Origin of the sequence: Flaviflagellibacter deserti (assembly GCF_042652085.1) — a bacterium.
Classification (GTDB): Bacteria; Pseudomonadota; Alphaproteobacteria; order Rhizobiales; family Methylopilaceae; genus Flaviflagellibacter; species Flaviflagellibacter deserti.
Map to the genome: position 1 here is coordinate 1,143,682 of NZ_JBHSJF010000006.1, position 23,771 is coordinate 1,167,452.

The 23,771-nt window shown below is 63.8% G+C and carries 24 protein-coding genes and 1 tRNA gene; 10 read left to right on the forward strand and 15 right to left on the reverse strand.

All coding sequences use genetic code 11. From position 1 onward, the window contains the following. The first annotated feature begins 20 nt into the window (after positions 1-20). Together ACFPFW_RS12530 and ACFPFW_RS12535 are read left to right on the forward strand one after the other, a co-directional pair. Positions 21-947 carry an alpha/beta fold hydrolase gene (locus ACFPFW_RS12530; RefSeq protein ID WP_114955986.1) on the forward strand — a complete coding sequence of 309 codons (927 nt, stop codon included), beginning with the start codon at positions 21-23 and terminating at the stop codon, positions 945-947. Then, on the forward strand, positions 947-1,459 hold the full coding sequence (locus ACFPFW_RS12535) for a nucleoside 2-deoxyribosyltransferase (protein ID WP_162799600.1): 513 nt from the start codon (positions 947-949) through the stop codon (positions 1,457-1,459). The genes ACFPFW_RS12530 and ACFPFW_RS12535 overlap by 1 nt, the downstream gene beginning before the upstream one ends. A gap of 61 nt (positions 1,460-1,520) precedes the next feature. Here ACFPFW_RS12535 and eno read toward each other — a convergent pair whose 3' ends face one another. Next, positions 1,521-2,804, reverse strand: coding sequence for a phosphopyruvate hydratase (gene eno, locus ACFPFW_RS12540; protein ID WP_114955984.1), 1,284 nt, complete (start codon positions 2,802-2,804; stop codon positions 1,521-1,523). A 206-nt stretch (positions 2,805-3,010) separates the two neighbouring features. On the opposite strand from eno, the gene ACFPFW_RS12545 reads away from it, so the two are divergent. Beyond that, a complete protein-coding gene (locus ACFPFW_RS12545) occupies positions 3,011-3,994 on the forward strand; it encodes a hypothetical protein (RefSeq protein ID WP_114955983.1) in 984 nt (327 codons plus the stop codon). 170 nt (positions 3,995-4,164) lie between these two features. Here the strand turns inward: ACFPFW_RS12545 and kdsA are convergent, their stop codons facing one another. From kdsA to tpiA, 4 genes are all read right to left on the reverse strand, one after another. Next, positions 4,165-4,992, reverse strand: coding sequence for a 3-deoxy-8-phosphooctulonate synthase (kdsA, locus tag ACFPFW_RS12550; RefSeq protein WP_114955982.1), 828 nt, complete (start codon positions 4,990-4,992; stop codon positions 4,165-4,167). A gap of 4 nt (positions 4,993-4,996) precedes the next feature. After that, on the reverse strand, positions 4,997-6,625 hold the full coding sequence (locus ACFPFW_RS12555) for a CTP synthase (RefSeq protein ID WP_114955981.1): 1,629 nt from the start codon (positions 6,623-6,625) through the stop codon (positions 4,997-4,999). 75 nt (positions 6,626-6,700) lie between these two features. Continuing rightward, positions 6,701-7,150: a preprotein translocase subunit SecG gene (gene secG / locus ACFPFW_RS12560; RefSeq protein ID WP_114955980.1), complete on the reverse strand. Its 450-nt coding sequence runs from the start codon at positions 7,148-7,150 to the stop codon at positions 6,701-6,703. A 62-nt stretch (positions 7,151-7,212) separates the two neighbouring features. Next, positions 7,213-7,965, reverse strand: coding sequence for a triose-phosphate isomerase (gene tpiA / locus ACFPFW_RS12565; protein WP_114955979.1), 753 nt, complete (start codon positions 7,963-7,965; stop codon positions 7,213-7,215). 131 nt (positions 7,966-8,096) lie between these two features. Between tpiA and ACFPFW_RS12570 the strand changes: the two genes are divergently transcribed. Next, positions 8,097-9,992, forward strand: a complete 1,896-nt coding sequence (locus tag ACFPFW_RS12570; RefSeq protein ID WP_114955978.1) for a SurA N-terminal domain-containing protein — start codon at positions 8,097-8,099, stop codon at positions 9,990-9,992. 7 nt (positions 9,993-9,999) lie between these two features. Beyond that, on the forward strand, positions 10,000-11,514 hold the full coding sequence (gene trpE, locus ACFPFW_RS12575) for an anthranilate synthase component I (RefSeq protein ID WP_114955977.1): 1,515 nt from the start codon (positions 10,000-10,002) through the stop codon (positions 11,512-11,514). On the opposite strand, the gene ACFPFW_RS12580 is transcribed toward trpE, so the two are convergent. Beyond that, on the reverse strand, positions 11,515-12,684 hold the full coding sequence (locus ACFPFW_RS12580; RefSeq protein ID WP_114955976.1) for a winged helix-turn-helix domain-containing protein: 1,170 nt from the start codon (positions 12,682-12,684) through the stop codon (positions 11,515-11,517). Positions 12,685-12,790: 106 nt separating this feature from the next. Between ACFPFW_RS12580 and ACFPFW_RS12585 the strand changes: the two genes are divergently transcribed. Beyond that, positions 12,791-13,204 (forward strand): DUF3830 family protein, encoded by a 414-nt coding sequence (locus tag ACFPFW_RS12585; protein ID WP_114956184.1) that lies wholly within the window; start codon positions 12,791-12,793, stop codon positions 13,202-13,204. 3 nt (positions 13,205-13,207) lie between these two features. Here ACFPFW_RS12585 and ACFPFW_RS12590 read toward each other — a convergent pair whose 3' ends face one another. The 6 genes from ACFPFW_RS12590 to ACFPFW_RS12615 form a co-directional block, all read right to left on the reverse strand. After that, positions 13,208-14,050: a GNAT family N-acetyltransferase gene (locus ACFPFW_RS12590; RefSeq protein ID WP_379770956.1), complete on the reverse strand. Its 843-nt coding sequence runs from the start codon at positions 14,048-14,050 to the stop codon at positions 13,208-13,210. Next, positions 14,047-14,793 carry an aspartate/glutamate racemase family protein gene (locus ACFPFW_RS12595; protein ID WP_114955975.1) on the reverse strand — a complete coding sequence of 249 codons (747 nt, stop codon included), beginning with the start codon at positions 14,791-14,793 and terminating at the stop codon, positions 14,047-14,049. The genes ACFPFW_RS12590 and ACFPFW_RS12595 overlap by 4 nt, the downstream gene beginning before the upstream one ends. A 9-nt stretch (positions 14,794-14,802) precedes the next feature. After that, a complete protein-coding gene (locus tag ACFPFW_RS12600) occupies positions 14,803-15,630 on the reverse strand; it encodes an ABC transporter permease (RefSeq protein WP_114955974.1) in 828 nt (275 codons plus the stop codon). 1 nt (position 15,631) lies between these two features. Next, positions 15,632-16,543, reverse strand: coding sequence for an ABC transporter permease (locus tag ACFPFW_RS12605; protein WP_114955973.1), 912 nt, complete (start codon positions 16,541-16,543; stop codon positions 15,632-15,634). A gap of 100 nt (positions 16,544-16,643) precedes the next feature. After that, the gene (locus ACFPFW_RS12610; RefSeq protein WP_114955972.1) at positions 16,644-17,936 is read right to left on the reverse strand and encodes an ABC transporter substrate-binding protein; all 1,293 of its coding nucleotides are present in this window, start codon (positions 17,934-17,936) and stop codon (positions 16,644-16,646) included. A gap of 24 nt (positions 17,937-17,960) precedes the next feature. Continuing rightward, positions 17,961-19,049, reverse strand: coding sequence for an ABC transporter ATP-binding protein (locus tag ACFPFW_RS12615; RefSeq protein ID WP_114955971.1), 1,089 nt, complete (start codon positions 19,047-19,049; stop codon positions 17,961-17,963). A 218-nt stretch (positions 19,050-19,267) separates the two neighbouring features. Here ACFPFW_RS12615 and ACFPFW_RS12620 point away from each other — a divergent pair, with 218 nt between their 5' ends. Genes ACFPFW_RS12620 through tsaA form a run of 4 tightly spaced genes read left to right on the forward strand, consistent with a single transcriptional unit; the run spans position 19,268 to position 22,608 of the window. Further along, positions 19,268-19,993 carry a GntR family transcriptional regulator gene (locus tag ACFPFW_RS12620; RefSeq protein ID WP_114955970.1) on the forward strand — a complete coding sequence of 242 codons (726 nt, stop codon included), beginning with the start codon at positions 19,268-19,270 and terminating at the stop codon, positions 19,991-19,993. Then, positions 19,993-21,270, forward strand: coding sequence for a Zn-dependent hydrolase (locus ACFPFW_RS12625; RefSeq protein WP_114955969.1), 1,278 nt, complete (start codon positions 19,993-19,995; stop codon positions 21,268-21,270). Before ACFPFW_RS12620 ends, ACFPFW_RS12625 begins: the two co-directional genes overlap by 1 nt. Continuing rightward, the gene (gene puuE, locus ACFPFW_RS12630; protein WP_114955968.1) at positions 21,267-22,172 is read left to right on the forward strand and encodes an allantoinase PuuE; all 906 of its coding nucleotides are present in this window, start codon (positions 21,267-21,269) and stop codon (positions 22,170-22,172) included. The genes ACFPFW_RS12625 and puuE overlap by 4 nt, the downstream gene beginning before the upstream one ends. Further along, positions 22,156-22,608, forward strand: a complete 453-nt coding sequence (tsaA, locus tag ACFPFW_RS12635; protein ID WP_114955967.1) for a tRNA (N6-threonylcarbamoyladenosine(37)-N6)-methyltransferase TrmO — start codon at positions 22,156-22,158, stop codon at positions 22,606-22,608. The genes puuE and tsaA overlap by 17 nt, the downstream gene beginning before the upstream one ends. A gap of 3 nt (positions 22,609-22,611) precedes the next feature. Here the strand turns inward: tsaA and ACFPFW_RS12640 are convergent, their stop codons facing one another. From ACFPFW_RS12640 to ACFPFW_RS12650, 3 genes are all read right to left on the reverse strand, one after another. Next, positions 22,612-22,830 carry a hypothetical protein gene (locus tag ACFPFW_RS12640; RefSeq protein WP_114955966.1) on the reverse strand — a complete coding sequence of 73 codons (219 nt, stop codon included), beginning with the start codon at positions 22,828-22,830 and terminating at the stop codon, positions 22,612-22,614. A gap of 320 nt (positions 22,831-23,150) precedes the next feature. Further along, a complete protein-coding gene (locus tag ACFPFW_RS12645) occupies positions 23,151-23,387 on the reverse strand; it encodes a hypothetical protein (RefSeq protein WP_114955965.1) in 237 nt (78 codons plus the stop codon). 292 nt (positions 23,388-23,679) lie between these two features. Further along, positions 23,680-23,754, reverse strand: a tRNA-Glu gene (locus tag ACFPFW_RS12650). Positions 23,755-23,771: the final 17 nt, after the last annotated feature.

Genomic DNA, 23,771 nt, shown 5'->3' on the forward strand with positions numbered 1-23,771 from the left:
AGGATTTAAAGCGATCTCCGATGACATCGGACGAACAAATCAGCGAACGCGGTCCATCACCGTTTCTGTCCGGCTTCAGACTGGTGGACGTCGCGGTCGGCGGCGGCGTCACGATCCGGGCTGCGGTTGGCGGCAACGGTCCGCCGCTGCTCCTGCTTCACGGCCATCCTCAGACGCATGCCACGTGGCGGAAAATCACGCCCGCGCTGAAAGGGCATTTCACCGTGATAGCCGCGGATCTGCGCGGCTATGGGGATAGCAGCAAGCCCGACGGCGGCTCGCAGCACATCAACTATTCCAAGCGTTTGATGGCTCAGGATCAGGTCAGGCTCATGCGGATTCTCGGTCATGACCGCTTCGCCGTCGCCGGCCATGATCGTGGCGCCCGCGTCGTCCATCGCATGGCGCTCGACCATCCGGACGCGATCGCCAGAGCAGCGGTGATGGATATCGCGCCGACGGCGACGATGTACGAGCGTACCGACCGGGCCTTCGCCACACGTTATTTCTGGTGGTTCTTCCTGATCCAGCCGGAGCCGCTGCCGGAAAAGATGATCGGCGCCGATCCCGAATTCTTCCTGCGTCGTCATCTCGCTGCGCAGGTGAAGACGCGTGGCGTAATCGACGACGCGATCTTCGCCGAATATCTCCGCTGCTACAGCGATCCGGCGACCCGTCACGCGATCTGCGAGGACTACCGGGCCGCGGCGACCATCGACCTCGTTCACGATGCGGAGGACGCCGGCAGCCGGATAACGGCACCCCTCCTCGCACTATGGGGTGGCAGGGGCACGGTCGGGGAACTCTACGACGTCATCGAAACCTGGCGCCCCAAGGCCGTTCGGGTCGAGGGCCGCGCGCTCGAATGCGGACACATGCTTCAGGAAGAAATGCCGGACGAGACCGCGGCCGAACTTCTCGCCTTCTTCACGGCGCACCAATCGTGATGCCCAGGCTTTATCTTGCGGGTCCCACCGTCTTTATGCCGAACGCCAGGGAGCGTGGCGAGAAGCTGAAGGCCATCTGCGCCAAGCACGGCTGCGAGGGTCTGTTTCCCCTCGATCATGGTTTCGCGCTTCCGGAGGACGGCCAGATCGCGATGCGGATGATCTTCGCGTCATGTGGGCAGATGCTCCGGCGTGCCGATGCAGTCATTGCCGATCTCAGTCCATTCCGCGGGCCTCATTGCGACGATGGCACTGCCGTCGAGATCGGCATGGCGATCGAGCGTGGCATTCCTGTTTTCGGCTATTCCAGTGATCTCCGTCCGCTAGTTGAACGCATCCCGTTCACCTGGGATGAACATGGCGCGCGCCGAGACGAAAGTGGCGCGGAAGTCGAGGATTTCGGGCAGCCGTTCAACCTGATGATCGCCGGCGCGGTGCGGTCAGTATTTGCGACGCCGAATGAGGCGATCGCCGCTGCGGCCGACGAGATGAGGCGTCGTCCTCCGGCTTGACCGGAGGACCCGTTTCGTCGGCTTGTGGATGCTCCAGTCAAGCCGGAGCATGGCGGTCAGATCAGGCGAGCGCCTTCAGTGCGGAGCGGCCGGCGTAGATCGCCTGCGAACCGAGCTCTTCCTCGATGCGGATGAGCTGGTTGTACTTCGCGGTCCGATCCGAACGTGCCAGCGAGCCGGTCTTGATCTGACCGCAGTTCGTTGCGACCGCGAGGTCGGCGATGGTCGAATCCTCGGTTTCGCCCGAGCGATGCGACATCACCGCCGTGTAGCCGGCGCGGTGCGCCATATCGACGGCCGCGAGCGTCTCGGTCAGCGAGCCGATCTGGTTGACCTTCACCAGGATCGAGTTCGCGGTGCCCTGCTTGATGCCCTGCGACAAGCGCGTCACGTTCGTCACGAACAGGTCGTCGCCGACGAGTTGGACCTTCTTGCCGATCTTGTCGGTGACGGCCTTCCAGCCCTCCCAATCGTCCTCGGACATGCCGTCCTCGATGGTGACGATCGGATAGTCTGCCGCGAGCTTGGCCAGATAATCGGCCTGCTCGATCGGGGTGCGGGTCACACCCTCGCCCTCATAGACGTATTTGCCGTCCTTGAAGAACTCGGTCGCGGCGCAATCGAGGCCGATATAGACGTCCTGCCCCGGCTTGAAGCCGGCCTTCTCGATCGCCGCCATGACGAAGTCGAGCGCGGCCGGAGCGGACGGCAGGTTCGGAGCGAAGCCGCCCTCGTCGCCGACATTGGTGTTGTGGCCGGCGGCCTTCAGCGCGCTACGCAGCGTGTGGAAGATCTCCGAACCCGTGCGGACGGCCTCGGCGAAGGTCTCGGCGCCGACCGGCAGGATCATGAATTCCTGGAAGTCGATCGGATTGTCCGCATGGGCGCCGCCGTTGACGATGTTCATCATCGGCACCGGCAGGACGCGGGCCGAGGGACCGCCGACATAGCGATAGAGCGGCAGTCCGGACGCTTCGGCCGCGGCCTTCGCGACCGCGAGCGAAACGCCAAGGATGGCGTTGGCGCCAAGGCGAGCCTTGTTCGGCGTGCCGTCGAGATCGATCATCGCCTGGTCGACCTTCGGCTGGTCTTCGGCATCAAGGCCGCCGATCGCGTCGAAGATGTCGTTGTTGACGGCATCGACGGCCTTCAGCACGCCCTTGCCGAGATAACGGCTCTTGTCGCCGTCGCGAAGCTCGACCGCTTCATGCGCGCCGGTCGAGGCCCCCGAGGGCACCGCGGCGCGACCCATCGACCCATCTTCCAGGACGACGTCCACTTCCACGGTCGGATTGCCGCGGCTGTCGAGGATTTCGCGCCCGATGATGTCGACGATAGCGGTCATAGTCTTCTCCGGAGGGATTTGAATGAGCTGCGGTTCTTACGCGATGCCTTATGGCAACGCAAAGTCCCTGCCACCTAAGACACTTGGATGACCCTGTTGTCTGGAACCCTTAGAAGCGGTCGCAAAACGGCCCTGAATGACGTCATTCTCGCCCCGAATTTGCCAGACCTGCTGGCGAGATTGACGCCGTAACAGGAGAGTTTGTTATGCGTTTGATCGTGACGAATGGAGACGCCGCCGTAGAGCGGATGCGTGCCGCGGGAATCGATGGAGAGATCCTTCCCTGGCGCGACGTTCTGCACGACGGCCCTGTGACCGACGAGGAGCAACTCGAGCGGCTCTCTCAGCTGCGTGCGGCATTCATCGCCAAGGAGTTCGGTGTTCCACACGAAGAGGTCGCCCTCTCCTTCGCGGAACGCGACTCGACGATCCGCCGGCATGCCGAGTTCGACCGCATCGAGCTGTGGCTGGAACACGACCTCTACGACCAGCTCCAGCTGATCCAGGTCCTGCATTTCCTGGCCGAAGAGAAGCGGATCGACGGCGTCTACCTCGTGCAGGCGGACGATTATCTCGGCGTCCAGAGCGAAGGGCAGATTCGGAAGCTGGCCGAAATGGCCGCGCCTGTGACCATCGAGCAGTTCGAACTCGCCTGTCATGCCTGGCGGGCATTCACCTCATCAGACCCGACGGTGCTCGTCGCCTTCGCGGCTCACGATATCGCGGCGCTGCCCTACCTGAAACCCGCGCTGCTCCGCCTTCTGGCCGAGTTTCCGGACCCGATCCGCGGCCTCAGCCTTACCGAGGAGCGGGTGCTGCAACGTCTCGAAGAAGGCCCGACCCGCAGGGGCGAACTCTTCAAGGCGGTGGTGGCTCAGGAGGATGCCAGTTTCATGGGCGACGCCAGCTTCTTCCGCCGGGTCGATGGGCTGACCTTCGTCCCGGAACCCCTCGTCGAGGGCGTGGAAGTGCCGTACACGCTCATCCGGGAGCCGGAAAAGGACACCGGATACAAGGCTTTCGCGGATGCGATCCTGCGCCTTACGCCTGCCGGACGCCGGGTTCTCGCGGGTCGGCTCGATCATGCGATGACGAACGACGTCGATCGCTGGATCGGCGGTACGCGCCTGCGTCCCGCGCTTCTGCTCCGCTACGATCGCAATGCCGGCGAACTGATCGCACCCCGCTGACCGGTCATCGAGCCGCTGCCGGATGACGGCAGCGGTTTACGCCAGTTCGCGATTACTGCTCGGCCCAGAAGAAATCGAGAAGTTCCTGGGCGAAGACGAAGCCGAGGATGACGACCAGAACGAGAACCACGTGCCAGGTATATTTGAAGCTCACGTGTTTCTCCCCGGATCTAGGTTGCCTTCGCCAGCCGGTCGAATGCGATCAGGTTCGCAAGCAGCGCTTCCATCTCGCGAAGCGGGATCATGTTCGGCCCGTCGCTCGGCGCATGGTCCGGATCGGGATGCGTCTCAATGAAGACGCCCGCGACGCCCACGGCGACTGCCGCCCGCGCCAGAACCGGCACGAATTCGCGCTGACCGCCCGATGACGTCCCCTGCCCGCCCGGCTGCTGCACCGAGTGGGTCGCGTCGAAGATCACCGGCATGCCGGTTTCGCGAAGCACCGGAAGCGCCCGCATGTCGGAAACGAGCGTGTTGTAGCCGAAGCTTGCGCCGCGCTCGGTGACGAGAACCTTGTCGTTCCCGGCACCGGTGATCTTGGACACGACGTTCTTCATGTCCCAGGGTGCCAGGAACTGGCCCTTCTTTACATTCACCGCGCGGCCGGTTTCGGCGGCGGCGACGAGAAGGTCCGTCTGTCGGCAGAGGAAAGCCGGAATCTGCAGTACGTCCACGGCTTCCGCCACCGGAGCGCACTGCGCCGCGTCATGAACATCGGTCAGCACCGGAAGTCCGAGCTTCTCGCGGATCTCCGCGAAGATCGGCAGCGCCGCCTCGAGGCCAATGCCCCGCGCCGCATTGGCGGACGTACGGTTCGCCTTGTCGAAGCTGGTCTTGAAGACGAGCCCGATGCCGAGCCGCGAAGTGATGTCCTTCAGCTCGGTCGCGACCTCGAAGGCATGATCGCGGGATTCGAGCTGGCAGGGGCCGGCGATGAGCGCGAGCGGAAGCTCGTTTCCGAAACGGACGGAACCGACGGAGACGATGTGCTCGGACATCGTCTCAGACCAGACGGCTCTGCGCCATCGCCGCCTCGATGAAGCTCGCGAACAGCGGGTGCGGCTCGAACGGACGCGACTTCAGCTCGGGATGGAACTGCACGCCGATGAACCAGGGATGGCCTTCCATCTCGATGATCTCCGGCAGCACGCCGTCCGGTGACATGCCGCAGAAGCGCACGCCGCGCTGCTCCAGCCGGTCGAGATAGGCGGTGTTCACCTCGTAGCGGTGACGATGGCGCTCGGAGATTTCGGTCGAGCCGTAGATGTCGGCGACCTTCGATCCGGCCTTCAGGTTCGCGGTATAGGCACCGAGACGCATCGTGCCACCGAGATCGCCGCCGGCGGCGCGCTGCTCCAGCACGTTGCCGCGCACCCATTCGGTCAATAGGCCAACGACGGGCTCCGGCGTCGGGCCGAATTCGGTCGAGTTCGCATGCTCGACGCCCGCGAGATTTCGCGCGGCCTCGATGACGGCCATCTGCATGCCGAGGCAGATGCCGAAATACGGCACGCCGCGCTCACGGGCGAAATTCGCCGCGCGAATCTTGCCCTCGACGCCGCGAACACCGAAGCCGCCCGGCACCAGAATGCCGTGGACGTGCTCGAGATAAGGCGCGGGGTCCTCGTTCTCGAAGATCTCACTCTCGATCCAGTCGAGATTCACCTTCACCCGGTTAGCGATGCCGCCATGGACCAGTGCCTCGTTGAGCGACTTATAGGCGTCCTTGAGGCCGGTATATTTGCCGACGATGGCGATGGTGACCTCGCCCTCGGGATTGTGCAGGCGCTCGGAAATGTTGGTCCAGCGCGCCAGATTCGGCTCGGCCTCGTCCGGCAACCCAAAGGCACGCAGGACTTCGCGGTCGAGACCCTCCGCGTGATAGGCCGCCGGAACGTCGTAGATCGTCTCGACGTCGCGCGCCTCGATGACGGCTTCCGGGCGCACATTGCAGAACAGGCCCATCTTACGACGCTCGTCCGGCGGAATCGGCCGGTCGGTGCGGCAGAGCAGGATGTCCGGCTGGATGCCGATCGAGCGTAGTTCCTTCACCGAATGCTGGGTCGGCTTGGTCTTCAGCTCACCCGCGCTCGGGATGTAGGGCAACAGCGTAAGGTGGATGTAGATCGCATGGCCGCGCGGCAGGTCGTTGCCGAGCTGGCGGATCGCCTCGAAGAACGGCAGGCCCTCGATGTCGCCGACGGTGCCACCGATCTCGACCAGGCAGAAATCGAAACCGTCATTGCCCGACAGGACGAAGTCCTTGATGGCGTCGGTGACGTGCGGGATGACCTGGACAGTCCCACCGAGATAGTCGCCGCGACGTTCCTTGGCGATGATCTCCTGGTAGATCCGGCCGGTCGTGATGTTGTCCTGCTTGCCGGTCGGAACACCGATGAAGCGTTCGTAGTGGCCCAGGTCGAGATCGGTCTCCGCGCCGTCGTCGGTCACGAAGACCTCGCCGTGCTGATAGGGACTCATCGTCCCCGGATCGACGTTGAGATAGGGATCGAGCTTGCGAAGGCGGACTTTGTAGCCCCGAGCCTGAAGAAGCGCGCCGAGAGCGGCGGACGCGAGACCCTTGCCAAGTGAGGAGACCACGCCGCCGGTTATGAAGACATACCGCGTCATGGGCTTACACCCTATCCTCTCTTGCAGTCGAAATGCGAGTGAAAGAACGCGCGAACCATTCGCGCGTCCACAATTTTACTGAGCCGGAGCGGCCGGAGCCGGCGACGGCGGTGCGGGAGGAGCAGCGGGTGCCGGTGCAGCAGGCGCTGCCGGAGCCGGAGCCTGCGGAACGCCCGAGATGGGCGCCTGCGGAGCAGACGGCTGCTGCTGTTTCAGCGAATCGAGAATACCGCCCTGCGTCGGCACACCCTGCGGCAGGCCAGTGCCGCCCGGGGCGTTGCGCTGGATGATCGACTGCGGAATCCGGTTCGTGCCGGCCTGGATCGCGAGAGCGATCGAGGTGGCGAAGAACAGAGCCGCAAGAATGCCGGTCGCCCGGGTCAGGGCGCTGGCCTGGCCGCGGCTGGTCATGAAACCGCCGCCGCCGCCAATGCCAAGACCGCCGCCCTCAGACCGCTGAAGGAGAACGGTGACGACGAGCGCGAGCACGATCATCAAATGGATGACGATGAGAACGGTATGCATATCCGGCCATATGGGTGAGGTCGCGGCTGATTACACTAGCCTCGCGGCGGATGCTACCCCGGCTATGCATAGACCCCGGCGATTGCCAGAAAGTCCTTCGCCTCGAGGCTCGCGCCACCGACCAGGGCACCGTCGACATTCGGGACCGCCATTAGTTCGGCGGCATTGTCCGGTTTCACCGAGCCCCCATAGAGAACCCGGATCGCGGCGCCCGCTTCGCCGAACCGCGCGACGAGCTTTTCGCGAATGAACGCATGCACTTCGGCGACGTCACGCGTCGTGGGCGTAAGTCCCGTTCCGATCGCCCAGACCGGCTCGTAGGCGATGACGAGGTTCGTGGTCGTCGCGCCATCGGGCACCGAATCCTGGAGTTGGCGACCGACAAGCTCGATGGTGAGGCCAGCGTCGCGCTGCTCTCGTGTCTCGCCCAGGCAGACGATCGCGGAAAGCCCGGCACGCCAGGCCGCCTGCGCCTTCGCCCGCACCAATGTGTCGCTCTCGCTATGATCGGCACGCCGCTCGGAATGCCCCACGATCACATATGTCGCACCGAGATCGGCGAGCATCTCAGCGGAAAGATCTCCGGTATGCGCGCCGGCCAGTGCGGGATGGCAGTCCTGACCGCCGATGCCGACGGTGCCCCTCACGTCGTTCGCGAGGGCTATCAATGTCGCTGGAGGGCAGATCACGACCTCCGCCTCGCCCGCTCTGCCCTCGGCGACGCCGTCTCGAATCGCCACCAGTTCCGCCAGTGAGGCCAGGAGACCGTTCATCTTCCAGTTCCCGGCGACGAGCGGACGCGGTCTTGAAGGCATTTCGGACTCCTGCTGCGACTTTGGGCGAAGAGACATTTTCATGACGCCAAGCGCAAGCCGTGATGCCACCACTATGCGCCACCGCGTGTCTCGCGCTATATGCCCGCCCGGTACAGTAATTCGGAAACACCATGCTCAACGCTCTGCGTAATCAGGCCGCCGGCTTCGTCATGAAGGCGTTCCTCGCCGTTATCGTGCTGAGTTTCGCCGTCTGGGGCATCGGTGACGTATTCCGCGGGCGTGGAACCAGTGAGGTTGCCTGGGTTGGCAGCACGCCGATCGACGTCCAGACGTTCCGCGACAGCTTCAACCGCGAGCTTCAACAGGCCGGCACTCGTTTCGGCCGGCCGCTTTCGATCACCGACGCCCGCGCCCTTGGCCTCGATCGCCAGGTATTGAGCGAGTTGATGGCGGAAGCGACGTTGGACGAAGAGGCCAAGGCTCTCCGTCTGATCGTGCCGGACAGCGCGGTCGTGGACACGATCATGAAGGATCAGAGCTTCGCCGGCCCTAACGGCTCCTTCGACGCCGCCCGCTTCGATTCGATCCTCCGCGCGAACGGCATGAACGAGCAGATGTTCGTCGCCGCCCAGAAGCGTTTCATGGCTCGCCGCCAGATCATCGACGGACTCGCCGGTGGCGTTCCGGTTCCGGAAGCACTGATCAATGCGGTCAACCAGCATCAGAACGAGCGCCGCACCGCGAGCTATATTGTGCTTCCCGGCTCGCCCGGCGCCGACATTGCAGAGGCGGACGAGGCGACGCTGAAAAGCTTCTATGAGGAGCGCAAGGGCACCTTCCAGGCGCCCGAGCGGCGTTCGCTGACGGTGTTGCCGCTGACAACCGAATCCCTCGCGGCCAAGCAGACCGTTTCGGACGAGGACGTCGCCGCCCGCTACGAGCAGGACAAGGCCCGCCTCGGAACGCCCGAACGTCGCACGATCGAGCGCATCACCTTCCCGTCGCTCGACGAAGCCAACGAGGCCTCGGCCAGGATCAAGGGTGGCATGAGCTTCGAGGACCTGGCGACCTCGCGGAACGTCGCGGCCGCCGATCTTTCGCTCGGCACGACGGCCAAGGCCGACATGATCGACCGGAAGCTCGCGGACGCCGCCTTCGCATTGCCGCAGGGCCAGGTCAGCGATCCGGTCCAGGGCGATTTCAGCACAGTCATCCTCCGCGTCACCGCGATCGAACCGGAAGTCGTCCGTTCGCTCGACGAAGTGAAGGAAGAGCTTCGTCGCACGATCGCCAGTGAGCGCGCCGCCGATCAGGTGCTGACGATCCACGATCAGATCGAGGATGCTCGCGCCAGCGGCTCGACCCTAGCCGAAATCGCCAACAAATTCAGCCTACAGGCGACGACGGTCGATCAGATCGATCGCGACGGCAAGGACCCGGCTGGACAGACCGCCACCATCCCGGGTGGCCAGGAAGTGCTGACGGCAGCATTCCAGTCGGATGTCGGCGTCGAGAACGATCCGGTGCAGGGCCAGGCCGGCTCGTTCTACTGGTACGACGTCACCAAGGTCGATCCGGCTCGCGCTCGTACCTTCGAGGAGGCACGTGCCGACATCGCCAACCGCTGGAAGGCCGAAGAAGCACGCAAGCAGCTCGAGGCGAAGGTCGCCCAAGCGATTACCGATCTCAAGGCCGGCACGATCACCCTGCCCGCCCTTGCTGAGCGCGAAGGCGTGACCGTCCTCAGCGCCGACAAGATCGACCGTCGTGGCGGCCCGCTGTTCGGCCGTTCGGCCGCAGCCGCCGTATTCTCGACGCCAACCAGCGGCTTCGGCTCGGCCCCGGCACAGAACGATACCGACCGCGTGATCTTCCAGGTCGTGCAGGTCGAGGTCCCGACCCCCGGGGCGAATGCCCCGTTCGTCGCGCAGGTTCGCGACCAGCTCGGCGACACGCTGCAGAACGATCTGGCCAGCCAGTACGTGATGCAGTTGCAGAACGACTTAGGCGCGACGGTCAACAGTCAGGCTCTCGCGACCGCGCTCGGCGGCACCGCCGAAAACTGATCTCGCGATGCGCATCGAACCCTCAGCCGAGCGCTTCGCCGCCGCATATTCGGCCGGCAATCCGCAGGTCGTCTGGACGACGCTCGTCGCCGATCTGGAGACCCCGGTTTCGGCCTATCTGAAGCTTTGCGCCGGGCGCGCCAACGCGTTCCTGCTCGAATCCGTGGAAGGTGGCGCGACGCGCGGCCGCTATTCGATGATCGGCCTGAAGCCCGATCTGATCTGGCGCTGCAACGGCGAAAAGGCCGAGATCAACCGCACACCTGACAAGGCTCCCACTACATTCGAGGAGCAACATCTACCGCCGCTCGACGCCCTGCGCGCGCTGCTCGCTGAGTCGGCAATTCCGATGCCCGAGGGCTTGCCACCGATGGCCGCCGGTGTGTTCGGTTATCTGAGCTATGACATGGTGCGCCATATGGAGGCGCTGCCGGTCCCGAATCCGGACGTCCTCGGCGTCCCGGATGCTCTGCTGATCCGCCCGACGGTGATGGTGATCTTCGATGCCGTGCGCGACGAGATCACGCTCGTCACCCCGGCACGCCATGAAGCCGGAGTTTCCTCGGACGCCGCGCTATCCCGGGCGACCGACCGGCTGATGGAGGTCGTGGACCTTCTCGACGAGCCACTCACCCGCTTCGAGGGCGACGACGGCGACCACCCTGCCCCGGATTTCGTTTCGAACACCACCGAGGCCGAATATCTCGGGATGGTGGCCGAGGCGAAGGAATACATCGCGGCAGGCGATATCTTCCAGGTCGTTCTGTCCCAGCGCTTCGAGGCACCGTTCACCCTGCCGCCTTTCGCGCTCTACCGTGCGCTGCGCCGGGTCAATCCTGCGCCTTTCCTGGTCTATCTCGATTTCGGCGGCTTCCAGATCGTCTGCTCCAGCCCGGAGATCCTGGTCCGCTCGCGCGACGGCGTGGTCACCATCCGGCCAATCGCGGGCACCCGTCCACGAGGCGCGACACCCGCGGAGGACCGCAAGCACGCCGACGATCTCCTCGCGGACCCCAAGGAACGCGCCGAGCATCTGATGTTGCTCGACCTCGGCAGAAACGATGTCGGCCGTGTCGCCGAGATCGGCACGGTGGAGGTCACCGACCAGTTCTTCCTCGAATATTATTCGCACGTGATGCACATCGTCTCGAACGTCGAGGGCAAGCTTGCGGCGGGTCATGACGCACTTGATGCGTTGGTCGCGGGATTTCCGGCGGGCACCGTCTCCGGTGCACCGAAAGTGCGGGCGATGGAGATCATCGACGAACTGGAGAAGGACAAGCGCGGCGTCTATGCCGGCTGCGTCGGCTATTTCGGCGCCAATGGCTCCATGGACACCTGCATCGCTCTCCGCACCGCGGTGGTGAAGGACGGGCGTATGTACGTGCAGGCCGGCGCCGGCATCGTCGCGGACTCGGTCCCGGCGAGCGAAAACGCCGAGTGCCACAACAAGGCGCGCGCCCAGTTCCGCGCGGCCGAGGAGGCCGTCCGCTTCGCGGCCCAGACCCGGCGCGGCCAGTAGTCAGTCTTCTGTCGCGGCCAACTGAAAGCGCTCGAACCTGCCGAGCGCTTTCTCGATCACGGGCTTGTCGGAGTCGGAGCCCTCTCCGACCCATGTCCATTGCTTGATGTCGACCTTCTTTCGTTCGCGATCGGTCTTCAGATCGATCGCCGCGACGACCTTGTCGCCGATCAGGACCGGAAGCGCGAAATAGCCGAAGACGCGCTTGTCCTTCGGCAGATAGGCCTCAAAGCGGTGGTCGTAGCCGAAGAACAACGAGAGCCGTTTGCGCTGGATGATGAGTGGGTCGAACGGCGAGAGGATATGGACCAGTGTATCGTCCGACTCTCTCGCACCATCCTCCAGAGCTTCGGGCCGCGCCCAGTGCTCGACCTTGCCGGCCTCCTCGACCGCGACCGGCACAAGCTCCTTCTTCCGGACACGCTTCTCGATCAGCTCGCGGATCGCCGGCTTTCTGGGCGCATCGAGATGGCAGGCTGAATCCAGACTGACGATCCCCTGCGCGGTGAGCGCGCGGTCGAGCAGGTAATCGAGGATCTGCTTCTCGCTCGCGGGCCTAGGCGCCTTTTCCCAGTCGAAATGCCGGTCGATCAGCTCATAGGTTTTCAGCATCCCGACGCGTTCGCTGACGGTGACCAGGCCATCATAGAAAGCGAGCTGAAGCGCGCGCTTCGAGGGCTTCTTGCTGGCCCAGGGATGATCCTTCTCGACCAGCACATCGTCATCGATGTCCCGGATGGTCAGCGCGCCGTCCTTGCGAATCCGGCTCAGCACTTTGCGCAGGTCGGCCTTCGATACCGAGCTGTACCAGCTGTCAGGCTGGTCGCGATGGCGCTTCATGTCCGGCAGGAAGAAACGGATGTCGCGCGTCGGCACATACGACAGGGCATGGGTCCAGAACTCGAACACCGTCTTGTCGACCGTCCGGGCCTGATGGAGGTGCTCACGCTGATAGTTCGGGATGCGGCTCCAGAGAATGTGGTGATGACAGCGCTCGATCACATGGATGGTGTCGATCTGCACGTAACCGAGGTGCTCGACTGCCGCTTGCGTCGCCTTCGGACCGGACCCGAATGGCTCCCCAACATCGAGGCGCTGCGCGCGCAGCCAAATGCGCCGCGCTTCGGCCTTTGTCAGCTCATAGGCGCGCTTGCGAACGATACGGGCCATCGAATCCGGTATTGAGTGTGACGGAGAACCGCCCCGAAACGGGCGAAATGGTCTAGCGCGTCAGATCGTGTTCGGACATACCTTCCGCAATCCCCCGGAGACCGAGATGACCACGATCCGCATCAACGCCGGCCCCTACGAATTCGAGGCCAAGCTCGAACATGAGGCCGCGCCGACGACCTGCGAAAAGTTCCTGACGCTTCTGCCCTACAAGGAGCGCATCATCCACGTGCGCTGGAGCGGCGAAGGCTGCTGGATCCCGCTCGGCGAAACCGATTTCGGCCTCGGCTACGAGAATGCGACGAGCTTCCCGGCGCCTGGCGACTTCATCCTCTATCCGGGCGGCTACAGCGAGACCGAAATCCTGCTCGCCTATGGCGGCGTCCGCTTCGCCAGCAAGATGGGCCAGCTCGCCGGCAACCATTTCATGACGATCACCAAGGGTCGCGAGAACCTCGTCGCTCTCGGCAAGAAAACCCTGTGGGACGGCGCGCAAAACATCCTGTTCTCGCGGGCCTGAACGTCAGCCCAGCTCGAAGCTGGTAATGCCGTAAGTTCGGCTCAAAGGCAGGTCCGGCGCGGGTCCACGATACATCCGCGCCGTCTCGAACACTGGTCTCATGCCGTTACGCTCCGCCAACGCCCTCGCCGCCGCGTTCGGTTCGGGCAGATCGAGATAGATTGGCCCGTCCTTGGCCTTCGAGATGAGTACGCGGAACAGCGCGTCGGCGATGCCTTTATTGTCCGCGAACAGAGGCCCGATCTTGTACCCGTCGCGGCACGACCTGACGGTGCCGTAACCGAGTACCGCTCCGTTCTCCACATAGGCGAACGACGTCCTCAAACCGCTCGTCAGCCATGTGCGCAAAAAGCTCTGGCGCGGGCCTGCAAAGAACGGCCGATCATAGGCGATGATCGCGGGAACGAGCGCATCGTCCACCGGCACAAGCAGATCATCTGGCACGACCGAGACGCCGACCGTCCCGCCGTAGCGGACATTGCGGTGCAGCAGCTCGAAGCCCGATTTTCTGTAGTTCTCCTGCTGCGCCACGACACCATCGAGGCCCACGGTCCTGCCGGCGAGCCGCTCCATCGCCGCCTGCCATGTCGCCCAGCCATATCCTTTGCCGCGAGCCTCCGGCGCCGCGATGTAGAAGCCGACGAACCCGAAGCTTTCGCCATAGCGCACCGCCGAAATGCAGGTGACCGGCCGGCCATCGACCTCACCCACCAGAAACCCGCCGGGATCGGCCGCGAGAAACGCCTCCGCGTCGTCGAGACCGGGATTCCAGCCCTCGCGCGCCGCCCACTCGATCGCCATGTCGAGATCGGCCGGCGTCATCGTCCGGATGTTCAGATCGCTCATCCGCGCAGGATTACGGCAGGCGCGAAATCCGCAAGTGCTCCGGTATAGGTCTTGTCGAGCGGACGGGCGTAGGCGCCGCTTTTAGCCGTCTTCAGCCCAAGGCCAACCAACGCCTCGACCATCTTCACGCCGGCGGACACGCCATCGATCACCGGAACGCCGAACTCGGCGGTAAGATCGCGCGCCAGATCGGCCATGCCCGCGCATCCGAGAACCACCGCATCGCTGCCGTCGGATTCGAGTGCAGACTTGATCGCGGCGCGCAGGATCGATCCGGCTCCCGATGCTGAGTCTTCGAGGCTCAGCACCGGTATGTCGGACGCATGCACCCTCGCCCGCTCGGCAAATCCATAGCGGCGAACCAGGCCTTCGATCGGAACCAGCGAACGCGACAATGTCGTCACGACGGAGATCTTCGTGGCGATCATCCCGGCCGCGGCCAGTGCACTCTCGCATATTCCGACCACCGGAACTGTCGCCAGCGCTCGCGCGGCGTCGAGGCCGGTATCGTCGAAACAGGCGATGACGACGCCGTTAGCACCGGCCGCTTCGCCCCTGGCGATCTCCTGAAGCAGCCCCGGCAGAGCCAACGCCTCGTCGTAGAAGCCCTCGATCGAGACCGGCCCCATCGCTGGATTGACCGCAAGGATCTCGGTACCGGCCGCGGCGACCGAGCGGGCCGCCTCGCCGATCTTGGCCGTCATGCCGACCGTCGTGTTCGGATTTACAACAAGAATACGCATGGATGCCGATCAGGCGCGCGCCCGTCGACGAGCGGCGCGCTGGGAGATGTAGATGCCGAGCAGCGATAGCAGAATGATCAGCAGCGAAAAGCCCGTCGTGACCGTTCCGAGCGCATAGAGCACGGGCGTCGTGACGTTCGTGGTCATGCCGTAGATTTCGAGCGGCAGCGTGTTGAACGATCCCGCCGTCATCAGCGTCCTTGCGAACTCGTCGTAGGACAACGTAAAGCCGAACAATCCCACACCGATCAGGCTCGGGAGGATCAGCGGCAGCAGCACATGGCGGAAGCTCTGCCAGGGCGTGGCGCCGAGATCCCTCGCCGCTTCCTCATAACTCGGATTGAAGCGGTTGAAGACCGCGAACATGATCAGCAGGCCGAACGGCAGCGCCCATGTCAGATGCGCGCCGAATGCCGACGAGTACCAGGCAGATCTGACGCCAACGACCTGGAACAGGAGGCCGATACCGAGGCTGACGAGGATCGACGGCACGATCAGGCTCGCGATCGCCGTGTAGAACAGCGGCCCCGCCCCCCAGAACGGACGGCGGAACGCCATTCCCGCAAGGAGAGCGACGACGATCGTAGTCGCCATTACCATCAGGCCAAGCATCAACGAACGCAGGAACGAGCCGCCGAAATCACCGACGGCCTGCGTCTCGAACAGGTTCTGAAACCAGCGCAGCGACACCCCGTTCATCGGGAATGTCAGGCCGCCGTCCGGCCCCTGGAAGGACAGGATGAAGATCGTCGTCAGGGGTCCGTAAAGGAACAGGACGAACAGCGTGAAGAAGGCGGCGAGCACCCAGAAGCCGAGACCGCGTCGTTCCGTGTTCATGTCACAGCTCCTTGCGGATGTTCACGACGCGGAGAATGCACGCGACCATCAACAGCACCACAGCCAGGAGAATGACCGCGTTCGCGGCGGCGGCCGGGTATTGCAGCACCGAAATCTGGTTCGCGATCATCAGGCCGACCGAAGCCGACTGGCCGCCCGACATGAAGCGGACGGTGATGAAATCGCCCATGCAGAGCGTCACTACGAAGATCGAGCCAATGGCGATGCCCGGCTTGGCCAGCGGGATGATGACGTTGGTGAGAATCTGCCACGAATTCGCGCCGGCATCGCGCGCCGCCTCGATCAGCGAGCGGTCGATGCGCATCAGCGTGTTGAAGATCGGCGTCACCATGAACAGCGAATAGAGGTGCACCATCGCCAGCACGACCGCGAAATCCGAGAACAGCAGGAATTCGAGCGGCCGGTCGACAAGGCCCATATTCATCAGCGACTGGTTGATCAGCCCGTTCCTCCCGAGGAACGGAATCCACGAGATCATGCGGATGATGTTCGAGGTCAGGAACGGCACGGTGCAGATGAGGAACAGCACCATCTGCATGGTCGCGGTGCGCACGTGAAAGGCCAGGAAATAGGCGATCCAGAAGCCGATGACGAGCGTGAGCGCCCAGACGATCGCCGTGTAGCGCAGCGTGTTGAGATAGGTCTGCCAGGTCACCCAGGAGCCCAGAGTCTCCTCGTAGTTCAGCAGGATGAAGTCCGGATAGATCTGGACCGAGTCGTAGTCCCAGAAGCTGACCATCACGATGGTCAGGATCGGCAAAACGAGAAACATGCCGAGGATCACCGCGAGCGGAAGCGCCTGCAGATAGGAGGCATAGCGGCCGATGCTGAAGCGCTTGCGCGGCGGCACGTCGATTGCCGGCAAGACTGCATCCGCCACAGCTTCGCTCATCTATCCGTCCCCTCACCGTGATTCGATCTGGTCCGGCAACCGGACGGCGCTATACGCAACGCGCACCGCCCGGCTGCCAGGTTCCTTCAACTCATTCCGCTCAGGCGGCGATGAACTCGTTCCACTTGCGGATCATGTAGCGGTCCTCGTCCATGACCGAATTCCAGCAGGCTACCTTGCCCATGCGCTCGTAGAACGAGCCGCCGTCGCGCACCGAGCCCGCCTTTTCCATGACCTTGCCGTCCGGCGCGAGGATGTCGCCCTTGGCGGCCTTGCCCTCGACCCAATAGCCCCACTCGTCCTCGGACATGTACTGCTTGGCCGTGTCCATCGCCGCCGAGTAATAGCCTTGGCGATTGAGGTAGGCGCCGACCCAGCCGGACAGGTACCAGTTGATGTATTCGTAGGCGGCGTCGAGCTGCTTGCCATCGAGATGCTTGGCGAGGCCGAGGCCGCCGCCCCATGCGCGGTAGCCTTCCTTGAGCGGCTGGTATTTGCAGGCGATGCCCTTCGAGCGGACGGCGGCAACGGCCGGCGACCACATCGACTGGATGATGACCTCGCCCGAAGCCATCAGGTTGACGCTCTCGTCGAACGACTTCCAGAACGCGCGGAACTGGCCCGCCTTCTTCGCCTTGATCAGGAAGGCGATCGTCTTGTCGATCTCCTCCTTGGTCATGTTGCCCTTGTCGCCGTATTTGATCTCGCCCGAGGCTTCCATGATCATCGCGGCGTCCATGATGCCGATCGACGGGATGTTCAGGATCGAGGTCTTGCCCTTGAACGCCGGGTCCATGATGTCGGCCCAGGTGGTGATGTCGCGGCCGACGAGGTCCGGGCGGATGCCGAGCGTATCGGCGTTGTAGATGGTCGGAACCATCGTCATCCAGCCCGTCGGGGCCTTGGCGAACTTCTTCGAATCCTTGCCCTCGACGAAGCCGACCGTATGCGGGGCCGTGCCCTGCGCGATGACCGAGTCGGGCGTCAGCTTGCCGGTGACGAACAGCGGGACGATCTTGTCGAAGTATTTCAGCTTCGAGACGTCCATCGGCTGCAGCGTGCCGGCCGGAAACACCTTCTTGCAGATCCAGTATTCGACGTCCGCGATGTCGTAGCTGTCGGGCTGCGTGACGGTCCGCTGCGCGGCTGCGTCGGAATCGAGCGCCGTCATCTGCAGCGTTATGCCGAGGTCGGCTTTGCACTTCTCGGCGATGGCGTTGATGTTCGAGACGCCGGTGCCGACCTGGCGGAGCACGATCGGCGTCTGTGACCAGACCATCGGGAAGCCGGTGATCGCGCCCGAACCGGCAGCGAGACCCGCGGTCGCCGCGGCACCCTTCAGGATCGTACGGCGCGACACGCCGCCCGTCGAAGTCGTCTTGTCTTTCGTCATCGCTCTCTCCTGTTCGGTCCGCGTTCACGCCACGGATGATTTGAGGATGTGGACGTCTTCCGGCGCCCAGGTCAGAGGCACCGCATCGCCGATCGCGAGCGGAGCCGAGAAGAAGTCGGTCTCTGGAAGCTGCACGGCGAAATCGTCGACGCCCGGCGCGCTGAGCGACACCTGCACCTTCTGGCCGTGATATTCGACGTTCTGGACGAGCCCGGTCATGCCGCAGCCCTTCCTCGGCGGCTGGCCGATTTTCACGCGATCATTTCTGACCGCGATCTCGATGGGCTGTCCCGGTTGAAGGTCCTTCGCAGGCGCGTTGAAGGAGATACCGCCCGGCGCCTCGAACTGCACGCCCGCGCCATCGACCGTGGTGACACGACCGGCGAGCACGTTGTGATCGCCCATGAACTTGGCGACGAATGCGGTAGAGGGGCGATTGAAGACTTCGCGAGGAGCCGCCGCCTGCTCGATCTTCCCTTGGTTCATCACCACGACGAGATCGGCCAACGCCATCGCCTCTTCCTGGCTGTGGGTGACATGGATGAACGAGATGCCGAGTTGGAGCTGGAGCTTCTTGAGCTCCTGCCGAACTCGGATCTTCAGGAAGGGATCGAGCGCCGACAGCGGCTCGTCGAGCAGCAGAACCTGCGGATCGGTGATGAGCGCACGGGCAAGAGCGACACGCTGCTGCTGACCACCCGAAAGCTGCGCCGGGCGACGCTCGGCGAGATGGTCGAGCTGGACAAGCTTGAGCATGTCCAGCGCCCGTGCCCGCCGCGCCGTCTTGTCAACGCCGCGCATCTTCAGACTGAAGGCGACGTTGTCCGTGCAGTCGAGATGCGGAAACAGGGCATAGCTCTGGAACATCATCGCCGTGCCGCGCTGCGCCGGCGGAAGATCGGTCACCACGGTGTCGCCGAGACGGATATGACCCTCGCTGATCGATTCATGCCCGGCGATCATCCGCAGCGTCGTGGACTTGCCGCAGCCGGACGGGCCGAGAAGACAGCAATAGGTGCCGGCGGGAATCTTCAGGCTGATATCGTCGACCGCCACCGTGCCGCCGGTATAGCGCTTGGTAACGCCGATGACCTCAATCTGCGCTGGTTCCAAACCGGCCTCCCCCGCATGGACCTCGCCCTTCTCGCAACGGCCGTGCCAATCCCCTCTTCGTCGTTCAACTCCTTGATTTCTCAAGACGGATGGACTCACCGTAGTTTTGCCGGTGGGGCACGAACACGCTCACCTTTTGTGCAATTGCATACGATGGAGGCCGCTTCTGTATACAATCTCGCCGTGACCGATTCCCGGTTCGATGCGATAATCGAGATATGAAACTGGAGACGTTCTCCGACGGCGCGGTCGTCTGGCGCGACGGCACATCGAATGCGCCGGATCGCAGCCGTCAGGTACGCGACGCATTGCAGGCGGCAATCGTCGACCATCGACTCGCGCCCAGCACCAAGCTTTCCGAGGACGAGGTCGGAGAGGCGTTTGGCGTCAGCCGCACCGTGGTCCGTGCTGCCCTGCAGGGTTTGTCCCACGCGGGCCTTGTTACGCTGGAGCGCAATCGCGGCGCGTTCGTGGCGAGTCCAGGCGCGCAAGAGGCCCGGCAGGTCTTCGATGCCCGGCGACTGATCGAACCCGACATCGCCCGCGCCTCCGCCCGAAATTATATCCCCAAGAACGGCAAGCTTTTGCGTGACCACTGCTCCGCCGAGGCTGAGGCCCTGAAGGCTGGCGACCGTCGGAACGCCATCCGCCTGTCCGGCGAATTCCATCTCAAGCTCGCCGACATCGGCGGCAATCTGATCCTCGCCCGCTTTCTTGGCGAACTGATCGCACGCTCCTCGCTCATTATCGCGCTTTATGGCCGCTCCGGCGTTTCCGTCTGCGGCATGCACGAGCACCGCGCGATCATCTCGGCCCTTGCCGCCAAGGACGAAGACAAAGCCGCCGCATTGATGATCGAGCATCTCGACCATATTGATCACGATCTGGACCTCGAGCGGAATCCGCCCTCGCCGCGTCCTCTCTCCGAATTGCTCGATCTCTGATGCTAGCGACACGCAAGTCCCAAACCGGTCAGAACCTCACAATCAACGGCGACCGGCTATGGTCGACCCTGATGGAAACCGCGCAATTCGGCGCGACGCGCAAAGGGGGCATCAAGCGGCTCGCGCTGTCGGATGAGGATCGCCTCGTTCGAAACTGGCTGGTCGCGAAGGCGCGCGAGCGCGGCTATTCGGTCGGCGTCGATGATCTCGGCAATATCTACGTCCAGCGCGCCGGCCGCGATCCGGACAAGCTCCCGGTGGCGATGGGCTCGCATCTCGACACCCAGCCGACCGGCGGCAAATTCGACGGTGTGCTCGGAGTGCTCGCCGGTCTCGAAGTTCTCCGCACGCTCGATGACGCGGGCATCGAGACCGATGCGCCGCTCTGCCTGATCAACTGGACCAACGAGGAAGGCGCCCGTTTCGCCCCGGGCGAGATGGGCTCGGAAGTCTTCGCCGGCGATGTCGAGCGCAGCTTCGCGCTGACGCGGATGGACGCGAACGGCATCACCGTCGCCGATGCGCTCGCGGGCATCGGCTATCGCGGTACCGAGCGCACCGGCGAACGTCGGTTCGCGGCAATGGTCGAGCTCCACATCGAACAGGGCCCGACGCTCGAAGCGGAAGGCGTGCCGATCGGCGTCGTCTCCCATGCCAAGGGCCAGATCTGGTGCAACGGCGTGGTCGAGGGCCGCGAAAGCCATGCCGGCACGACGCCGATGCACCTGCGCAAGGATGCGCTGACCGCCTTCGCCGAATTTGCGCTCGCGGTCGAGGCCATCGCACGCGCCGAGGCGCCTGGCGGCGTCGGCACGATCGGCGTCGCCGAGATCGGTCCCGGCTCGCGCAATACGGTCCCGGGCGGCGTCCAGTTCAGCCTGGAGTTCCGTCATCCCGAAGCCCAGGCGCTCGCGAGGATGTATGCCGACGCACATGCCGCGGCAGCGAGGATTTCCAACGCCCGCGGCGTTGGCGTGATGGTTGAAAAGATCTGGAGCAAGGCCCCCGTCACCTTCGCGCCGGAAGTCGTCGAGACCATCTCCCATGCCGCAGATACGCTCGGCCTGAAACACCTGCCGATGATTTCGGGCGCCGGCCACGATGCCTGCGCGGTCGCTACGGTGATGCCGACCGCTATGATCTTCGTTCCGTGTAAGGACGGCATCAGCCACAACGAAGCCGAGAGCGCGACGCCATCGGATTGCGCGGACGGAGCCAATGTCCTGCTCCATAGCGTGCTCGCGCTTGCCGGTGTTCATCAGAAAGCCGGCGGATGACCTATCCCCGCGACCTGCGCGGCTATGGCCGCGAGACGCCCGATCCGCGCTGGCCCGGCGGAGCCCGCGTCGCGGTCCAGTTCGTGATCAATTACGAGGAAGGCGGCGAGAACTCGATTCTCCACGGCGACGCCGCTTCGGAAGCCTTCCTGTCTGACGTTCTCGGCGCGCAGCCCTGGCCTGGCCGCCGCCACATGAACATCGAGAGCATGTTTGAATACGGCGCGCGCGCCGGCTTCTGGCGGCTGTGGCGGATGTTCACCGAGCGCAGCCTGCCGGTCACCGTCTACGGCGTCGCGACCGCCCTGATGCGAAGCCCGGATCAGGTCGCGGGCATGAAGGAGGCCGGCTGGGAAATCGCCAGTCACGGCCTCAAATGGATCGAATATCGCGACATGCCGGAGGCCGAGGAGCGTCAGCAGCTCAAGGACGCAATCCGCATCCACACCGAGGCGACCGGCGAGCGTCCGCTCGGCTGGTATACGGGCCGAACGTCGGAGAACACGCTCGGCCTCATCGTGGAGGACGGCGGTTTCCTTTACTCCTCAGACTCTTACGCGGACGACCTGCCGTATTGGGTCACCGGTCCGCACGGCCCACACCTGATTATTCCGTATACGCTCGATGCGAATGACATGCGCTTCGTAAACGCGCAGGGTTTTTCGGGCGGAGAGGACTTCTATCAATACCTCAAAGATTCATTCGATCTCCTTTACCAGGAAGGAGAAACTGAACCGAAGATGATGACGGTCGGCCTGCACTGTCGCCTCGCAGGCCGCCCCGGCCGCGCTGCTGGCCTCGCGCGCTTTCTCGATCATATTCAGAAGCACGAAAAAGTCTGGATTCCGCGCCGTCTCGACATCGCCCGTCACTGGCACGCCGAACATGCAATCGTCCGCTGACATCCGCCCCGGTGAGATCGCCGTCGACCATGAGCCGACGCACGATGCGTCCGTGACGTTCATCGGCCGTATCCGGACGCCTTACAGGGAACGCGCGGTCTGTCCGCGCCAAGGCAAACCGGACGGCCCTCTCTGTCAGATAGAAGTAGACAGCATCTGGCGTCCGGCGCTCAGCGGACTGCAGCCGGGTCAGACCATTCAGGTGCTTTACTGGATGCACCTCGCCCGCCGAGATCTTCTGGTTCAGAATCCGCGCATGGACGGCGATCTCAACGGCACGTTCTCTCTACGCTCTCCGGTTCGTCCAAACCCGATCGCAAGCAGCATCGTCGAAATCCACGCAATAGCCGACGGCGTGCTGTCGGTGCGCGGCCTCGACTGCGTCGACGGCACGCCGCTCCTCGACATCAAGCCGGTCCACTGCCCGAAAGCGTGACGATCAGGCGGACTTCAGCGCCGCATGCCGTGCCTGACGGGCCTTCTTGCGAGCCAGCCTGCCGGCCTTGGTGATGACCAGGCTTTTGCCTTGAAGCTCGGCGAGCCCCTTGCCGGTCAGTTCGTCGGCCACGCTCGGGTCGTAGAGCCGTAGCTTGTCGATCCGCTTCATCGCCTGCAGAACGCCGAACGCTTCGGGAGTGATTAGAACATCGTCAGCCATGGGACGCCCCTGTCCGTTAGCAACAGCGGCCACCGGATATCGGGATCGGCGAGCGGCTGGAAGCGGGATCGTATCCGGATTCAGGATCGTGGCTAGCCCCGCATTTTTGTGGCGGGCGGTCGCAGCTGTCATACGACTTCGGTGCAACCCGAATGAGATATTCGGGCCTGCCGCGAGACCCTCGACCCCCTCGACTGCGGCAAGTGGCCGTCACGTCATGCGGTGCGTGGCGGCCTCTTCAGGTCACCGCCTTACCGATACTCGAAAGAGAGTCCGAGGGAGGCCGCCAGAGACGGCCTCCTCGCACCCAAACGCAATACTCAACGAGCCTGGGTCTTGGCCTTCGTGGTCACCGGCGCGACCTTGAGCGGAGCCTTCGACGGCGCCGCGAAGAACGACGAACGGTGATTGATCGCCTGGTCCCTGACGAAGACCGACGAGGTCGGGAGACCTTCATCGCGGATTGCGGCTTCAACCTTGCCGTCACGGGCGAAAGCGCTGCCCCCGGCGACGGCGACCAAAACACCGGCGAGGACGATTGAGCGAACGGCTTGCATCTCACTACTCCTGCATGAGCGGCGCCGAGCGCCGCGATCTCGATGGTCGAAAGCGTGTGCCTCCGATGAGCAGAAGATGGCGCCGACCAGCGCTTGAGATAAGAAATACCTTCGGTTTTCGGGCTAATGCTTAGGTTTGGGTGGGAGCGTACGGGCGATCAGATCACGCTCGCCGACGTCGCGATTCATCAGCCAATTGGAAGATGAACGGTGAACGACGTTTCCCACCGGTGGGTGCCAGCACCGGACGGAAAGTTCCCACCCTTTGGTCTCGTTGATGTCTGGAAATGCTTGGCGCGCCCTAGGGGAGTCGAACCCCTCTTTTCAGCGTGAAAGGCTGACGTCCTAACCGATAGACGAAGGGCGCGAAGCGCGGCCCTTATA

Coding starts and splice junctions, on each gene's coding strand:
- ACFPFW_RS12605 (WP_114955973.1), bottom strand. CDS start 16,543: ATGAGCGAAGCTGTGGCGGATGCAGTCTTGCCGGCAATCGACGTGCCG.
- ACFPFW_RS12585 (WP_114956184.1), top strand. CDS start 12,791: ATGACCACGATCCGCATCAACGCCGGCCCCTACGAATTCGAGGCCAAG.
- ACFPFW_RS12645 (WP_114955965.1), bottom strand. CDS start 23,387: ATGCAAGCCGTTCGCTCAATCGTCCTCGCCGGTGTTTTGGTCGCCGTC.
- tpiA (WP_114955979.1), bottom strand. CDS start 7,965: ATGCCTTCAAGACCGCGTCCGCTCGTCGCCGGGAACTGGAAGATGAAC.
- kdsA (WP_114955982.1), bottom strand. CDS start 4,992: ATGTCCGAGCACATCGTCTCCGTCGGTTCCGTCCGTTTCGGAAACGAG.
- ACFPFW_RS12595 (WP_114955975.1), bottom strand. CDS start 14,793: ATGCGTATTCTTGTTGTAAATCCGAACACGACGGTCGGCATGACGGCC.
- ACFPFW_RS12580 (WP_114955976.1), bottom strand. CDS start 12,684: ATGGCCCGTATCGTTCGCAAGCGCGCCTATGAGCTGACAAAGGCCGAA.
- ACFPFW_RS12535 (WP_162799600.1), top strand. CDS start 947: ATGCCCAGGCTTTATCTTGCGGGTCCCACCGTCTTTATGCCGAACGCC.
- ACFPFW_RS12545 (WP_114955983.1), top strand. CDS start 3,011: ATGCGTTTGATCGTGACGAATGGAGACGCCGCCGTAGAGCGGATGCGT.
- ACFPFW_RS12620 (WP_114955970.1), top strand. CDS start 19,268: ATGAAACTGGAGACGTTCTCCGACGGCGCGGTCGTCTGGCGCGACGGC.
- puuE (WP_114955968.1), top strand. CDS start 21,267: ATGACCTATCCCCGCGACCTGCGCGGCTATGGCCGCGAGACGCCCGAT.
- ACFPFW_RS12590 (WP_379770956.1), bottom strand. CDS start 14,050: ATGAGCGATCTGAACATCCGGACGATGACGCCGGCCGATCTCGACATG.
- ACFPFW_RS12530 (WP_114955986.1), top strand. CDS start 21: ATGACATCGGACGAACAAATCAGCGAACGCGGTCCATCACCGTTTCTG.
- ACFPFW_RS12610 (WP_114955972.1), bottom strand. CDS start 17,936: ATGACGAAAGACAAGACGACTTCGACGGGCGGCGTGTCGCGCCGTACG.
- ACFPFW_RS12555 (WP_114955981.1), bottom strand. CDS start 6,625: ATGACGCGGTATGTCTTCATAACCGGCGGCGTGGTCTCCTCACTTGGC.
- trpE (WP_114955977.1), top strand. CDS start 10,000: ATGCGCATCGAACCCTCAGCCGAGCGCTTCGCCGCCGCATATTCGGCC.
- eno (WP_114955984.1), bottom strand. CDS start 2,804: ATGACCGCTATCGTCGACATCATCGGGCGCGAAATCCTCGACAGCCGC.
- ACFPFW_RS12625 (WP_114955969.1), top strand. CDS start 19,993: ATGCTAGCGACACGCAAGTCCCAAACCGGTCAGAACCTCACAATCAAC.
- tsaA (WP_114955967.1), top strand. CDS start 22,156: ATGCAATCGTCCGCTGACATCCGCCCCGGTGAGATCGCCGTCGACCAT.
- ACFPFW_RS12600 (WP_114955974.1), bottom strand. CDS start 15,630: ATGAACACGGAACGACGCGGTCTCGGCTTCTGGGTGCTCGCCGCCTTC.
- secG (WP_114955980.1), bottom strand. CDS start 7,150: ATGCATACCGTTCTCATCGTCATCCATTTGATGATCGTGCTCGCGCTC.
- ACFPFW_RS12640 (WP_114955966.1), bottom strand. CDS start 22,830: ATGGCTGACGATGTTCTAATCACTCCCGAAGCGTTCGGCGTTCTGCAG.
- ACFPFW_RS12570 (WP_114955978.1), top strand. CDS start 8,097: ATGCTCAACGCTCTGCGTAATCAGGCCGCCGGCTTCGTCATGAAGGCG.